This is a genomic window from Pseudomonas sp. NFACC13-1, from assembly GCF_900104425.1.
Taxonomy (GTDB): Bacteria; Pseudomonadota; Gammaproteobacteria; order Pseudomonadales; family Pseudomonadaceae; genus Aquipseudomonas; species Aquipseudomonas fluorescens_AA.
Genome location: NZ_FMXV01000007.1, coordinates 30,142 through 43,760 on the forward strand (window position 1 = coordinate 30,142; position 13,619 = coordinate 43,760).

Here is a 13,619-nt window from a genome sequence, read left to right on the forward strand (position 1 = left end):
AGGGAGCTTGCTCCCGCTGGGTTTCTGTAGGAGCTGGCGAAGCCTGCGATCTTTTGATCTTTCGATCTTTCGCTTGCGACTCAAGTGTCTGGGGAAAGATCGCAGCCTCGCTCCGCTCGACAGCTCCTACAGGCCCAGCGGGAGCAAGCTCCCTCTCCACAAAAGCGGGTTTTTTAACACTTCAGTCCCGAAAAAATTAACAACGTTTAACTCACGCCCATGCCCCCTCTGACCAGACCATAAAGCGATCCACCCATCTCAAGGAGTCATGTCATGAGCACCTTCATCACCCGCGACGGCACCGAGATTTACTACAAGGATTGGGGCAGTGGTCAACCGGTGGTCTTCAGCCACGGCTGGCCGTTGAACTCGGACAGTTGGGAGGCGCAGATGATGTTCCTGGCGTCCAACGGGTATCGGGTGATCGCCCATGACCGCCGTGGACACGGGCGTTCCAGCCAGCCTTGGGACGGCAACGACATGGACACCTACGCCGATGACCTGGCCGAGCTGATCGAACGCCTGGATTTGAAGGACGCGGTGCTGCTCGGCTTCTCCACCGGCGGTGGCGAAGTGGCGCGCTACATCGGTCGCCATGGCGCCGCCCGGGTCGCCAAGCTCGGCCTGATCTCGGCGGTGACGCCGCTGATGGTCAGGACCGCGGCCAATCCTGGCGGCTTGCCCATCGAAGTCTTCGACGGTTTCCGCCAGGCCTCCCTCGCCGATCGTTCTCAGCTATACAAAGATGTGGCCAGTGCGTTTTTCGGCGCCAACCGTCCGGGCGCCAAAGTCTCCCAAGGCATGATCGACTGGTTCTGGATGCAGGGCATGCTCGCCGGCCACAAGAACGCCTACGACTGCATCAAGGCGTTCTCGGAGACCGATCTTTCCGAAGACCTGCGCAACATCGACGTGCCGACCCTGGTGGTCCATGGCGATGACGACCAGGTGGTCCCCATCGAAACCGCCGGAATCGCCGCCGCCAAATTGCTGAAGAACTCGCAGTTGCTGGTGTACCCGGGCGCGCCCCATGGCCTGACCGATACCCACAAGGACCGGCTGAACGCGGACCTGCTGGCGTTCATCCGGGGCTGATCAAGCCACAAACCTGTAGGGGCGAGCTTGCTCGCGACGGCGATGCAACAGTCAACATTGCCGCCGACTGACACCCGGCTATCGCGAGCAAGCTCGCTCCCACAGGATTGGCACCCAACAGGACCCAAACCGATGAACCGCAACGATTTACGCCGTCTCGACATGAACCTGCTGGTGATCTTCGAGGCGCTGATGTTCGAGAAAAACCTGACCCGCGTCGCCGAAAAGCTGTTCATGGGCCAACCGGCGGTGAGCGCGGCGCTGGGGCGGCTGCGGGATCTGTTCGATGACCCGCTGCTGATCCGTCACGGTCGTGGCATGGAACCGACCCCGCGAGCCCTGGCGATCCTGCGAGAGCTGCAACCGGCCATGGACACCATCTCCGGCGCGGTCAGCCGGGCCAAGGCGTTCGACCCGTCCACCAGTTGCGATGTGTTTCGCATCGGGTTGTCCGACGATGCCGAATTCGGCCTGTTTCCTCCATTGCTGAGCCAACTGCGCGAAGAGGCGCCGGGGATCATCGTGGTGGTGCGCCGGGCCAATTTCCTGCTGATGTCGTCGCTGTTAGCCAGCGGTGAAATCAGCGTCGGCGTGAGCTACACCACCGATCTGCCGGCCAATGCCAAGCGTAAGAAACTGCGGGACATTCCTTGCAAGGTCTTGCGTGGCGACAAGCGCCCGGGGCCGCTGACCCTGGACGAGTACTGCTCGCGGCCCCACGCCATGGTTTCGTTTTCGGGCGACTTGAGCGGCAACATCGACCTGGACCTGGCCCGCATCGGCCGGACCCGCAAAGTGGTGCTGGCGGTGCCGCAATTCAGCGGGCTGCGAGCCTTGCTGGCGGGTACCGAGCTGATCGCCACCGTGCCTGACTATGCCGCCTGTGCCTTGGTAGAAGGCTGTGCCTTGCGCGCCGAGGACCCGCCGTTCGAGATCAATGCGGCTGAACTGTCGATGGTCTGGAGCGGCGTGCATGACAACGACCCGGCCGAGCGCTGGCTGCGCTCGCGCATTGCCAGCCACATGTCCCAACCATTACCGGCCGCTGCCTCGGCCGCCCCGGACGGAGCCCACCGATGAACATGACCGATGAGCGCCCGTGGCAGGACCTGGGTCTGTTGTTCCTGCGCCTGAGTGGCGCGTTGTTCCTGCTGTGGGTCCATGGGTTGCCGAAGCTGTTGCACTACAGCGTCGAGCTGACCCGGATCGAAGACCCGTTTCACCTCGGCGCGGCGCCAACCCTGATCCTGGCGATTTTCGCCGAGGTGCTGTGTCCGCTGCTGATCATGGCCGGTGTGCTGGTGCGCCTGGCGTGCTTGCCGATCCTGTTTCTGCTGGCCGTGGCGCTGCTGGTGGTGCATCCGCAGTGGAGCCTGGAAGAGGGGCAGTTCGGTTGGTTGCTGTTGATCATATTTACCAGCGTATTGATCGCCGGGCCCGGGCGCCTGGCGATGAACACGCGTTTTGTTGGAGTGCTTCGCCATGTCTGAATCTCAAATCATCGACTCCCCTGGGAGCCCGGCCAAACCCGGCTTCGATGAAATCGTGACCCTGGTGGTCAAGCACCGGATCAAGGCCGGCCAGGACGCGGCCTACGAAGCCTGGCTGCGTCGCATCGTGAGCCTGGCCGGTCAGTGGCCCGGACACTTGGGCGTGGATGTGGTGCGGGGCAAGCAGGGCGGGTTGTCGCTTTTCACCTGCGTGCTGCGTTTTTGCTCCACCGAGACCATGCAACGCTGGCTGGACTCCCCCGAACGCCGCGAGCTGGTCGCGCAAGCCGCTCCCATGCTGGCCGACGGCGACCAGACCGAAGTCGGGTCGCACAAGGAGTTCTGGTTCGCCCCGCTGGCCGACGCCGCCACACCGCCGCCGCGCTGGAAACAGGCCGTGGTGACGCTGCTGGTGATCCTGCCCCACACGCTGCTGGTGCCGTTGCTCTGGGGGCCGGTGCTGCAACTCGATGCCTTCCTTTCCAACTACGTGGTGGCCACGTTCCTGATCACCCTGACCATCGTGCTCTCGGTGGTCTACGTGTGCATGCCTTTGGCGACACGCCTGTTCGCGCCTTGGCTGCAACCCAAGACCCATGAGCACCTGGAGCCCGGTCATGGCCAATAAGGACGATCCGACCGACCCGCTGCGCCGCCAACTGTTGGCCGCCGGGTCCCTGCTCAGCGCGGCGGCGGCTTTTTGGCCTCGTCTGTCCCTTGCCTCTACTCATCCAGAAGGAAATCCGATGAACGCCGATCTGATTCTATTCAACGGTCAATTCCATACCGTCGACCGCGAGAAGCCCCGGGCCAGTGCAGTCGCCATCAGCCAGGGCCGCTTCGTCGCGGTGGGCACCGATGCCGAGGCCATGGCCCTGCGGGGCAGCGGCACCCAGGTCATCGACCTCAAGGGCCGCACGGTCATTCCCGGCCTCAACGACTCGCACCTGCACCTGATCCGTGGCGGTCTGAACTACAACCTGGAACTGCGCTGGGAAGGCGTGCCGTCCCTGGCCGATGCCTTGCGCATGCTCAAGGATCAGGCCGACCGCACGCCAACGCCACAATGGGTGCGCGTGGTCGGCGGCTGGAACGAATTCCAGTTCGCCGAAAAGCGCATGCCGACCCTGGAAGAACTCAACCAGGCGGCCCCCGATACGCCGGTATTCGTGTTGCATCTGTATGACCGCGCCTTGCTCAACCGCGCCGCGCTGCGGGTCGCCGGCTACACCCGTGACACACCGAACCCGCCAGGTGGCGAGATCGTGCGTGACAGCAAGGGCGAGCCCACCGGCATGCTGGTGGCGCGGCCCAATGCGATGATCCTTTACTCGACGCTGGCGAAAGGGCCGAAGCTGCCGCTGGAATACCAGGTCAACTCCACTCGCCAGTTCATGCGGGAACTCAATCGCCTGGGCCTGACCAGCGCCATCGATGCCGGCGGCGGTTTCCAGAACTACCCGGACGACTACGCGGTGATCGAGCAGTTGGCCCGGGAGCAGCAGTTGACGGTGCGCATCGCCTACAACCTGTTCACCCAGAAGCCCAAGGAAGAACTCAGCGACTTCAAGAACTGGACCGGCAGCGTCAAGCTGCACCAGGGCGACGATTTCCTGCGGCACAACGGCGCCGGCGAAATGCTGGTGTTCTCGGCGGCGGATTTCGAGGACTTCCTGGAGCCGCGTCCGGACCTGCCGCCGGGCATGGAGCAGGACCTGGAACCGGTGGTCCGGCACCTGGTGGAGCAACGCTGGCCGTTCCGCTTGCACGCCACTTATGACGAATCCATCAGCCGCATGCTCGACGTGTTCGAGAAGGTCAATCGCGATATTCCGTTCAACGGCCTGCCGTGGTTCTTCGACCACGCCGAGACCATCACGCCGAAGAACATCGAACGTGTGCGGGCGTTGGGCGGTGGCATTGCGATCCAGGACCGCATGGCCTTCCAGGGCGAATACTTCGTCGACCGCTACGGTGCCAAGGCCGCCGAAGCCACGCCGCCGATCAAGCGCATGTTGGCCGAAGGCGTACCGGTGGGCGCCGGCACCGATGCCACCCGCGTCTCCAGCTACAACCCCTGGACCTCGTTGTACTGGATGGTCAGCGGCCGCACGGTCGGTGGTCTTTCGTTGCACGAAGAGGGCCTGCCGCGCCTGACCGCGTTGGAACTGTTTACCCATGGCAGCGCCTGGTTCTCGTCGGAGCAGGGCAAGAAGGGCCAGATCAAGGTCGGCCAACTGGCGGACCTGGCGGCCCTGAGCGCGGACTTCTTCAGCGTCGAGGAAGAAGCCATCAAGTGGATCGAGTCGGTGCTGACCGTTGTGGACGGCAAGGTGGTGTACGCCGCCGGTGACTTCGAAAAACTCGGCCCGGCCAGCGTCCCGGTGCTGCCCGACTGGTCGCCGGTGGTCAAGGTCCCGGGCCACTGGCGCCCGACTTCACCGTTGCAGGCTCAGGTCCACCAGTGCAGCGGCCCGTGCACGGTGCATGCCCACAGCCATGAACGCGCACGACTGTCGAACGTTCCGGTCAGCGATTTCCAAGGCTTCTGGGGCGCGTTTGGCTGTTCCTGCTTTGCCTTTTAACTAACACACAAACCCCCTCTGTGGGAGCGAGCTTGCTCGCGATGCGGTTGCACATTCAGCACTGCCGTCGCCTGACACTCCGCCATCGTCGGAACGCCGCCCGGAGCAAGCTCGCTCCCACAGGCTTTACTATCCATCCCAAAGGAGTCATCCCATGAGCAACGTTCCCGCCTACAACCGTCTGAACAAAGACGACGCGGTCGTCCTGCTGGTCGATCACCAGACCGGCCTGATTTCCCTGGTCCAGGACTTCTCGCCCAACGAGTTCAAGAACAACGTGCTGGCCTTGGCCGACCTGGCGAAGTTCTTCGAACTGCCGACCATCCTGACCACCAGCTTCGAAAAAGGCCCCAACGGCCCGATCGTGCCGGAGCTCAAGGAAATGTTCCCGGACGCGCCATACATCCCGCGTCCAGGCCAGATCAATGCCTGGGACAACGAAGATTTCGTCAAGGCGATCAAGGCCACCGGCCGCAAGCAATTGATCATCGCGGGCGTGGTCACCGATGTCTGCGTAGCGTTCCCGACCCTGTCGGCGCTGGCTGAAGGTTTCGATGTGTTCGTCGTGACCGATGCCTCGGGCACCTTCAACGAAACCGTGCAACAGGCCGCCTGGGTCCGCATGACCGCCGCCGGCGCGCAGATGATGAACTGGTTCTCGGTGGCCTGTGAGCTGCACCGCGACTGGCGCAACGACATCGAAGGCCTGGGCAACCTGCTGTCCCAGCGCATTCCGAACTACCGCAACCTGATGAACAGCTACTCGGCGCTGACGGCCAAGTAAGCGGTTCATGCTCAATGACGCCCGCCTTGTGCGGGCGTTTTTGTGCCTGGCATCAGGTTATTGCAAGCTGATCCGCCGCTATCGCGAGCAAGCTCGCTCCCACAGGGTTTCAGGTGTATTCAGGCTCTGTAATCACTGGGAACCCATGTGGGAGCGAGCTTGCTCGCGATAGCGTCAGCCCATCCAACACCTTTCCAACCTGCCTTGCTCCATCCACAATGCCCAACTCATCTCCCTGACTGTCCACCCCAGGAATGACAATGAACCCCTTCGAAGAAATGCGTATCTTTGCCCAGGTCATGGAGTCAGGCAGTTTCACCGCCGCGGCGGACAAGCTGGGGCTGTCCAAGCAGTTCGTCAGCCGCAAGCTCATGGCGTTGGAACAGCGCCTGGGCGTACGCCTGCTCAATCGTTCGACCCGCCGGCTGGACGTCACCCCGTTGGGCCAGCGCTATTACGAAGCGTCGCTGCGCCTGCTCAATGACGTCGAACAGGTGGAGCAGGGGATCAGCGGCCAGACCACTGAGCCCCGTGGCACGATTCGGCTCAGCGCACCGCTGTCCTTCGCCATGGCGCATCTGGGCAGCCTGTTGCCGCAGTTCCTGCAGCGCTATCCGGGCGTCAGCGTCGAAGTGGACCTGAGCGACCGTTCGGTGGACCTGCTGGGGGAGGGCTATGACCTGGCGCTGCGCATCGGCGTGCTGGAGGACTCGACGCTGATTGCCCGGCGCATCGCGACCATCGAACGGGTGTACTGCGCCAGTCCCGCCTACCTGGCGCTAAAAGGCACACCCACGCGACCGGAAGACCTGCGCCATCATGACTGCCTGCCCTATGGTCACAGCCGCCAGGTGCAGTGGCGTTTCGCGGGGGCCGGCAAACCGTTGACCCTGGAGGTCACGGGGCGCATGCGCGCCAACAACGGCGATGTACTCAGGGACGCGGCCATCGCCGCCATGGGGGTCACCTACTTGCCTACCTTCATCCTCGGCGATGCCTTACAGGATGGTCGGTTGATCAAGGTGTTGGAGGGGTTTGAAACCGAGCCCCTGGCGCTGTCGGCGGTCTACCCGCAACATCGCCAAGGCTCACGCCCGGTGCAGGCGTTGGTGGAGTTCTTGCGCGAACACATGCAATAACACCGCGGGCGTGCAGCCGTCGGGCGACGGCGACGCACCCGCGGCGTGCGATCAGGCGGCGAGGCTGGCGCTGCTCAGTTCTTTTTTGTACTGCGCTTTCATGGTTTCCATTTCCGCACCCAAGGCGTCCAGTTTTGCCTTGCCCAGCAGTTTTTTCGCGTGGGGGAACATTTCTTTTTCTTCCTCCTCGATGTGGTGCTCAAGCAGCTCCTTGACCACTTTTGCCCGGCCGGAAAATTCAGGCGTGGATGGGTCGGTCGCCTTCAGGTCAGGCAGCACCAGCGAGTCGACGGTGCGGTGCTCTTCCTTGGCTTCGTAGTACATCTGTGCCTCCTCCTTGCCACCTGCCTGCTTGAAAGCCGGATAAAGTATTTCTTCTTCCAGGCGGGTATGGATGGAAATTTCCATTTCCAGTTTCGCCAACAGGTCGGTGCGTTTTTTCACGGCGCGTTCGGTCGACTCGCTCAGTTGAGTCAGGATGGCTTTGACGCGCTCATGGTCGGCTTTCAACAGATCGATGGCATTCATGGGTAGCTCCTCGGCAATTCACGGATGCGGGCAGGCTTCAAGCGCCGACGCCGCGTAAAAGCTGAATTGCATCAGCTGTGCCAGCCGAACAGGGTTTTAAAGCCTTTTAAAAACAATGGGTTGAGAGAGTCATTATTTTCAGCGTCGTGCAAGCTGCATGAGCGGGGCAAGAAACGCGTTGCACTTTGCGTTGATGGCCTGCCACTCCTCGTGATTCAGAGCCAAAAAAAATGCCCGTATCTCGCGATACGGGCATTTTCAGTGGTTACGACGCTTGGGCGATCAGCCCGTCAAGCCCGCCTGCTGAACCAGGGTCAGCAACGGCTGCGGGTATACGCCAAGGAAGAACGCCAACACGGCGATGGCCAGCAGCATCACGCCGCCTGCCTTCTGTTCCCAGTGCAGCTCGGCATCGTGACGACGCAGGTTCGGTTCCATCAGGTACAGGGTGACCATCACGCGCAGGTAATAGAACACGCCGATGGCACTGCCCAGCACCAGGGAGCCGACCAGCCACCATTGGTGAGCCTCGACGCCGGTGGCGATGATGTAGAACTTGCCGATGAAGCCGGCGGTCAGCGGGATGCCGGCCAGGGACAGCATCATCACGGTCAGCACGGCGGTCAGGTACGGACGGCGCCAGAACAGGCCGCGGTATTCGTACAGGGCGTCGGCGTCGCGGCCGTTGTACGGCGAGGACATCAGGGTGATCACGCCGAAGGCGCCGAGGCTGGTGATCACGTAGGTCACCAGGTACACGCCGATGGCTTCCACGGCCAGGCCCTTGCTGGCGATCAGGGCGATCAGCAGGTAGCCGAAGTGGGCGATGGACGAGTAACCCAGCAGACGCTTGAGGTTGCTCTGGGTCAGTGCCAGCAGGTTACCGAACAGGATCGACGCGATGGCGATGAGGGTCAGCACGTTGCTCAGTACACCGCTGCTGGCCACGGGCGATATCTGGAACAGCCGCACCATGACCGCGAACACCGCCACTTTCGACGCGGTGGCCAGGAACGCCGCCACTGGCGCCGGGGCGCCTTCGTAGACGTCCGGGGTCCAGAGGTGGAACGGTACCAGCGACAGCTTGAACGCCAGGCCGATCAGCATCATGCCCAGGCCCAGTTGCGCGATCGGACTAGGCAGGCCGGTGGCCGCCAGGGCCTGGCCGATGCCGACGAAGCTCAGGGTGCCGGCTTCGGCGTAGAGCAGGGCCATGCCGAACAACAGGAACGCGGAACCGGCCGCCGACAGCACCATGTACTTGATGCCGGCTTCCAGGGAACGCTTGTTGAAGAAGGCGTAGGCCACCAGGCCGTAGACCGGTACCGACAGCAGTTCCAGGCCGATGAACAGGCTGGCCAGGTGCTGCGAGCTGACCAGCACCAGGCCACCGGCGGCGGCCATCAGGATCAGCAGGTACAGTTCTTCGCGGTTGCCCGGGTAACCCGAGCCGCCATCGCCGAGGTAGGCGTGGGCGAGGGTGACGCAGGCCAGGGTGGCGACCAGGATCAACGCCATGTAGAGGCAGGCGAAGCTGTCGATCTGCATCAGCGGCGTGACCGCCAGTGGCGCGACTTTCAGGGCCGGCAAAATCGACAGCAGGGCCAGGTTCAGCCCCGCCACCGACAGCAGGAAGGTCTGCGAGTGATTGCGCCGCCAGGCGATCGCCAGCATCACCACGATGATCGTGGCGCTGGTGATCAACAGCGGCGCAAGCGCGATAAAGTGTTGAATCGTGAATTCCATAGCGCTCTTACCGGGCCGAAGCGAGTTGAGAGAAGGCGGTGCCGAGCCACTGCTGCACGCCATGCATCGTGGCGGCAGAGGTGTCGAGGAACGGTTGCGGGTACACGCCGAGGTAAACCAGCAGCACCGCAAGGCCGAGCACCATGATCAGTTCGCGACCGTCCATGCCACGCAACACTTCATCCGACTTGGCCGGACCGAAGTAGGCGCGGTGGATCATGATCAGCGAGTAGACCGAACCGAACACCAGGCCAGAGGTGGCAATCGCCGTGATCCAAGGCGCACTGACGAACGAGCCGATCAGGATCAGGAACTCGCCGACGAAGTTGCCGGTGCCCGGCAGGCCCAGGGACGCGGCTGCGAAGAACAGGCTGATGGCCGGCAGGTAGGCGATGCGCGACCAGACGCCACCCATTTCACGCATGTCCCGGGTGTGCAGGCGCTCGTACAACTGACCGCTGAGGATAAACAGTGCGGCGGCCGACAGACCGTGGGCGAGCATCTGGATCACCGCGCCTTGCAGGGCCAGCTGGCTGCCGGAATAGATCCCGATCAGCACGAAGCCCATGTGCGAAACGCTGGAGAACGCGATCAGGCGCTTGATGTCGGTCTGGGCGAACGCCAGGAACGCACCGTAGAAAATCCCGATCAGGCCCAGGGTCATGGCAATCGGCGCGAACTCCGCCGAGGCATTGGGGAACAGCGGCAAGGCAAAGCGCAGCAGGCCGTAGGCCGCAGTCTTCAGCAGGATACCCGCCAGGTCCACGGAACCGGCGGTCGGCGCCTGGGCGTGGGCGTCCGGCAGCCAGGAGTGGAACGGCACCACCGGCAGCTTCACCGCGAACGCGATGAAGAAGCCCAGCATCAGCACGTACTCGGTGGTGCGCGACATCTGCACTTTCAACAGGTCGGCGTAGTTGAAGGTAATCACGCCGGTGTTGTTGAAGTTGACCAGCACCAGGCCAAGGATCGCCACCAACATGATCAGGCCGGAAGCCTGGGTGAAGATGAAGAACTTGGTCGCCGCGTAGATCCGGGTCTTCTTGCCGTCCGAAGAACTGTGACCCCAGAGCGCGATGAGGAAGTACATCGGCACCAGCATCATTTCCCAGAAGAAGAAGAACATGAACAGGTCCAGCGCCAGGAACACGCCGACGACGCCGCCCAGGATCCACATCAGATTCAGGTGGAAGAAACCGACGTGACGCTGGATCTCTTTCCAGGAGCAGAGGACCGAGAGAATACCCAACAGGCCGGTCAGCAGGATCATCAGCAACGACAGGCCGTCGAGGGCCAGGTGCACGCTGATGCCGAAGCGCGCGATCCAGGCGTGCTTGAACTCAAGTGCCCAGGTCGGATCGGCGCCAGGGGCCGGAGCGAATGAATAGTCGCCGGTCGCCCACAGCCAGAGGCCGAGCGCGAGTTCCAGGGACATGGTCAGCAGCGCAATCCAGCGCGGGAGCGTGGAGCTGGAGCGCTCCGCGATCCAGCACAGCAGGCCGCCGATGAAGGGGATCAGGATTAGCCAGGGCAGAATCATGACGGGCTCGTTTCCTTTCGCAAGTTCGCAAGGTTCATATCAGACCGCTACCAGCACGATGGCGCCGATAACCAGCACGGCGCCAGCCGCCATGGAAGCCGCATACCAACGCAATTGACCGGTCTCGGTACGGCTCAGGGCGGTGTGGCCGCCCTTGGCCATGCGCGGGATCAGGCCAATGGTCTGGTCGAGCGGGTCTTTGCGCAGAATGTGGCTGATCGCAAGGTATGGCTTGACGAACAGTTTGTCGTAGATCCAGTCGAAGCCCCAGGCGGCGAACCACCAGGCCGAAAGGAACCGCCCGATGCCGCTGTTGGCGACCGCCGTGACGAAACGACGCTTGCCCAGGAACAGCAGGGCGGCCAGCAGGATACCCGCCAGGGCGATGGCGCCGGAGGCGATTTCCAGGCTGTGCTTGGCTTCGCCGCCGGCATGGCCGACGCTTTGCGGCAGCACATCGGCCAGCGGTGGAGTGATCAGGGCGCCGACGAAGGTCGACAGCACGATCAGCACCGACAGTGGCAGCCAATGGGCAATGCCGTGGCCGGCGTGGGCTTCGGTCTTGGCTTCACCGTGGAATGCGATGAAGATCAGGCGGAAGGTGTACAGCGAGGTCATGAACGCACCCACCAGGCCGGCATAGAGCAGGCCTTGGTTACCGCTGGCGAACGCTTCCCAGAGGATCTCGTCCTTGGAGTAGAAACCGGCGGTGACCAGTGGCAGGGCCGCCAGGGCCGCGCCGCCGACGATGAAACTGGCGTAGGCCAGCGGCAGCTTCTTCCACAGGCCGCCCATCTTGAAGATGTTCTGCTCGTGGTGGCAGGCCACGATCACCGCACCGGACGCCAGGAATAGCAGGGCCTTGAAGAAGGCGTGGGTCATCAGGTGGAAGATCGCGCCTTCCCAGGCACCGACGCCCAGGGCCAGGAACATGTAGCCGATCTGGCTCATGGTCGAGTAGGCGAGGATGCGCTTGATGTCGGTCTGCACCAGGGCGGCAAAACCGGCCAGCACCAGGGTCACACCGCCGACAATGCCGACCAGGTGCAGGATGTCCGGCGCCAGGGCGAACAGGCCGTGGGTACGGGCGATCAGGTAGACACCGGCGGTCACCATGGTCGCGGCGTGGATCAGGGCCGAGACCGGCGTAGGGCCGGCCATCGCGTCCGCCAGCCAGGTCTGCAGCGGCAGTTGCGCGGATTTACCGACGGCACCGCCCAGCAGCAGCAGGGTCGCCAGGACGATCCAGAAGTCACCGACCTTGAAGTGCTCGGGTGCCTTGACCAGCAGTTCCTGGATATTCAGCGTGCCCAGTTGCTGGAACAGGATGAACAGGCCGATGGCCATGAACACGTCGCCGATCCGGGTCACGATGAACGCCTTGAGTGCCGCGTTGCCGTTGTTGCGGTTGCTGTAGTAGAAACCGATCAACAGGTACGAGCACAGGCCCACGCCTTCCCAGCCGAAGTACAGGAACAACAGGTTATCGCCGAGCACCAGGAACAGCATGCTGGCGATGAACAGGTTGGTGTAGGCGAAGAAGCGCGAATAACCGGCTTCACCGCGCATGTACCAGGACGCGAACAGGTGGATCAGGAAACCCACGCCGACCACCACGCCGAGCATGGTGACCGAGAGACCGTCCAGGTACAGGGCGAAGTTCGGCGTGAAGCCTTCCACCGCCATCCACTGCCACAGCACTTGCACGTACCGGCCACCTTCCGGCGGGGCGACGTTGAATTGCCAGATCACGTAGGCCGTGACGATGGCAGACAGGCCGATGGAGCCCACGCCAACCAGCGCCGACAGGTTTTCCGACCAGCGTCCACGGGAGAACGACAGCAGCAGGAAACCGACAAGAGGAAATATGAAAGTCAGGAAGAGAAGGTTCATCCGCGCATCTCGCTGGCAGCGTCAATATCGAGAGTGTGGAAGCGGCGATACAGCTGCAACAAGATCGCCAGGCCGATACTGGCCTCGGCGGCTGCCAGGCTGATCACCAGGATGAACATGATCTGTCCATCCGGCTGCGCCCAGCGAGCGCCCGCGACGATGAAGGCCAGGGCGGAGGCATTCATCATGACCTCCAGGCTCATCAACACGAACAGGATGTTGCGGCGGACCATCAGGCCGACCAGACCGAGACAGAACAGGATGCCGGCAACCGCCAGGCCATGTTCGAGAGGGATAGCAGGCATGTGATTACTCCTTCGCCTCGTTACGGCCCAAATGGAACGCCGTGACGGCTGCGGCAAGCAGCAGCATCGAGGCGAGTTCGACCACCAGCAGGTACGGACCGAACAGGCTGATGCCCACGGCCTTGGCGCCTACGGTGGTGTGGCCGATGGCCTGGCCGCTTTGGTGAGCGAACAGCACATACAGCAGTTCACCCAGCAGCAGGGCGGACAGGATCACAGGTCCCGCCCAGATGCCGGGCTTGAGCCAGGAGCGTTCCTGCTGGACCGCGGCCGGGCCGAGGTTGAGCATCATCACCACGAACACGAACAGCACCATGATGGCGCCAGCGTAGGCGATCACTTCCAGGGCACCGGCGAACGGCGCGCCGAGGGCGAAGAAGGTCATGGCCACGGCGATCAGCGAAATGATCAGGTAGAGCAGGGCGTGCACGGGATTGGTATTGGTGACCACACGAAGCGTGGACACCACCGCGATACCCGATGCGAAATAGAAAGCGAATTCCATCTTTCTTCC

At 62.8% G+C, this 13,619-nt stretch carries 13 protein-coding genes; 7 read left to right on the plus strand and 6 right to left on the minus strand.

Annotated elements, in window-relative coordinates:
• Positions 1–273: 273 nt before the first annotated feature.
• The 7 genes from BLQ55_RS11505 (at position 274) to BLQ55_RS11535 (ending at position 7,093) form a co-directional block, all read left to right on the plus strand.
• Positions 274–1,095 (plus strand): alpha/beta fold hydrolase, encoded by an 822-nt coding sequence (locus BLQ55_RS11505; protein ID WP_092197022.1) that lies wholly within the window; start codon positions 274–276, stop codon positions 1,093–1,095.
• A gap of 132 nt (positions 1,096–1,227) precedes the next feature.
• Positions 1,228–2,175 carry a LysR family transcriptional regulator gene (locus BLQ55_RS11510; protein ID WP_060741535.1) on the plus strand — a complete coding sequence of 316 codons (948 nt, stop codon included), beginning with the start codon at positions 1,228–1,230 and terminating at the stop codon, positions 2,173–2,175.
• Positions 2,172–2,585 carry a DoxX family protein gene (locus BLQ55_RS11515; protein WP_092253914.1) on the plus strand — a complete coding sequence of 138 codons (414 nt, stop codon included), beginning with the start codon at positions 2,172–2,174 and terminating at the stop codon, positions 2,583–2,585. The genes BLQ55_RS11510 and BLQ55_RS11515 overlap by 4 nt, the downstream gene beginning before the upstream one ends.
• Positions 2,578–3,213, plus strand: coding sequence for an antibiotic biosynthesis monooxygenase (locus BLQ55_RS11520; RefSeq protein ID WP_092253916.1), 636 nt, complete (start codon positions 2,578–2,580; stop codon positions 3,211–3,213). The genes BLQ55_RS11515 and BLQ55_RS11520 overlap by 8 nt, the downstream gene beginning before the upstream one ends.
• A 118-nt stretch (positions 3,214–3,331) precedes the next feature.
• Positions 3,332–5,170 (plus strand): amidohydrolase, encoded by a 1,839-nt coding sequence (locus BLQ55_RS11525; RefSeq protein WP_024617381.1) that lies wholly within the window; start codon positions 3,332–3,334, stop codon positions 5,168–5,170.
• A gap of 154 nt (positions 5,171–5,324) precedes the next feature.
• Positions 5,325–5,954, plus strand: a complete 630-nt coding sequence (gene ycaC / locus BLQ55_RS11530) for an isochorismate family cysteine hydrolase YcaC (RefSeq protein ID WP_003203400.1) — start codon at positions 5,325–5,327, stop codon at positions 5,952–5,954.
• 260 nt (positions 5,955–6,214) lie between these two features.
• Positions 6,215–7,093: a LysR family transcriptional regulator gene (locus BLQ55_RS11535; RefSeq protein WP_092253918.1), complete on the plus strand. Its 879-nt coding sequence runs from the start codon at positions 6,215–6,217 to the stop codon at positions 7,091–7,093.
• Positions 7,094–7,144: 51 nt separating this feature from the next.
• Here the strand turns inward: BLQ55_RS11535 and BLQ55_RS11540 are convergent, their stop codons facing one another.
• The 6 genes from BLQ55_RS11540 to nuoJ all read right to left on the minus strand — a co-directional run bounded on the left by BLQ55_RS11540 (position 7,145) and on the right by nuoJ (position 13,610).
• Entirely contained in the window at positions 7,145–7,621 is a 477-nt protein-coding gene (locus BLQ55_RS11540; RefSeq protein WP_092197010.1) for a hemerythrin domain-containing protein, read from the minus strand.
• A 282-nt stretch (positions 7,622–7,903) separates the two neighbouring features.
• On the minus strand, positions 7,904–9,367 hold the full coding sequence (nuoN, locus tag BLQ55_RS11545) for an NADH-quinone oxidoreductase subunit NuoN (RefSeq protein ID WP_092197007.1): 1,464 nt from the start codon (positions 9,365–9,367) through the stop codon (positions 7,904–7,906).
• Between the two features lie 7 nt (positions 9,368–9,374).
• On the minus strand, positions 9,375–10,907 hold the full coding sequence (nuoM, locus tag BLQ55_RS11550; RefSeq protein ID WP_092197004.1) for an NADH-quinone oxidoreductase subunit M: 1,533 nt from the start codon (positions 10,905–10,907) through the stop codon (positions 9,375–9,377).
• Between the two features lie 39 nt (positions 10,908–10,946).
• A complete protein-coding gene (gene nuoL, locus BLQ55_RS11555) occupies positions 10,947–12,800 on the minus strand; it encodes an NADH-quinone oxidoreductase subunit L (RefSeq protein ID WP_092197001.1) in 1,854 nt (617 codons plus the stop codon).
• The gene (gene nuoK / locus BLQ55_RS11560) at positions 12,797–13,105 is read right to left on the minus strand and encodes an NADH-quinone oxidoreductase subunit NuoK (protein ID WP_003180046.1); all 309 of its coding nucleotides are present in this window, start codon (positions 13,103–13,105) and stop codon (positions 12,797–12,799) included. The genes nuoL and nuoK overlap by 4 nt, the downstream gene beginning before the upstream one ends.
• A 4-nt stretch (positions 13,106–13,109) precedes the next feature.
• On the minus strand, positions 13,110–13,610 hold the full coding sequence (nuoJ, locus tag BLQ55_RS11565; RefSeq protein ID WP_003180049.1) for an NADH-quinone oxidoreductase subunit J: 501 nt from the start codon (positions 13,608–13,610) through the stop codon (positions 13,110–13,112).
• Between the last annotated feature and the right edge of the window lie 9 nt (positions 13,611–13,619).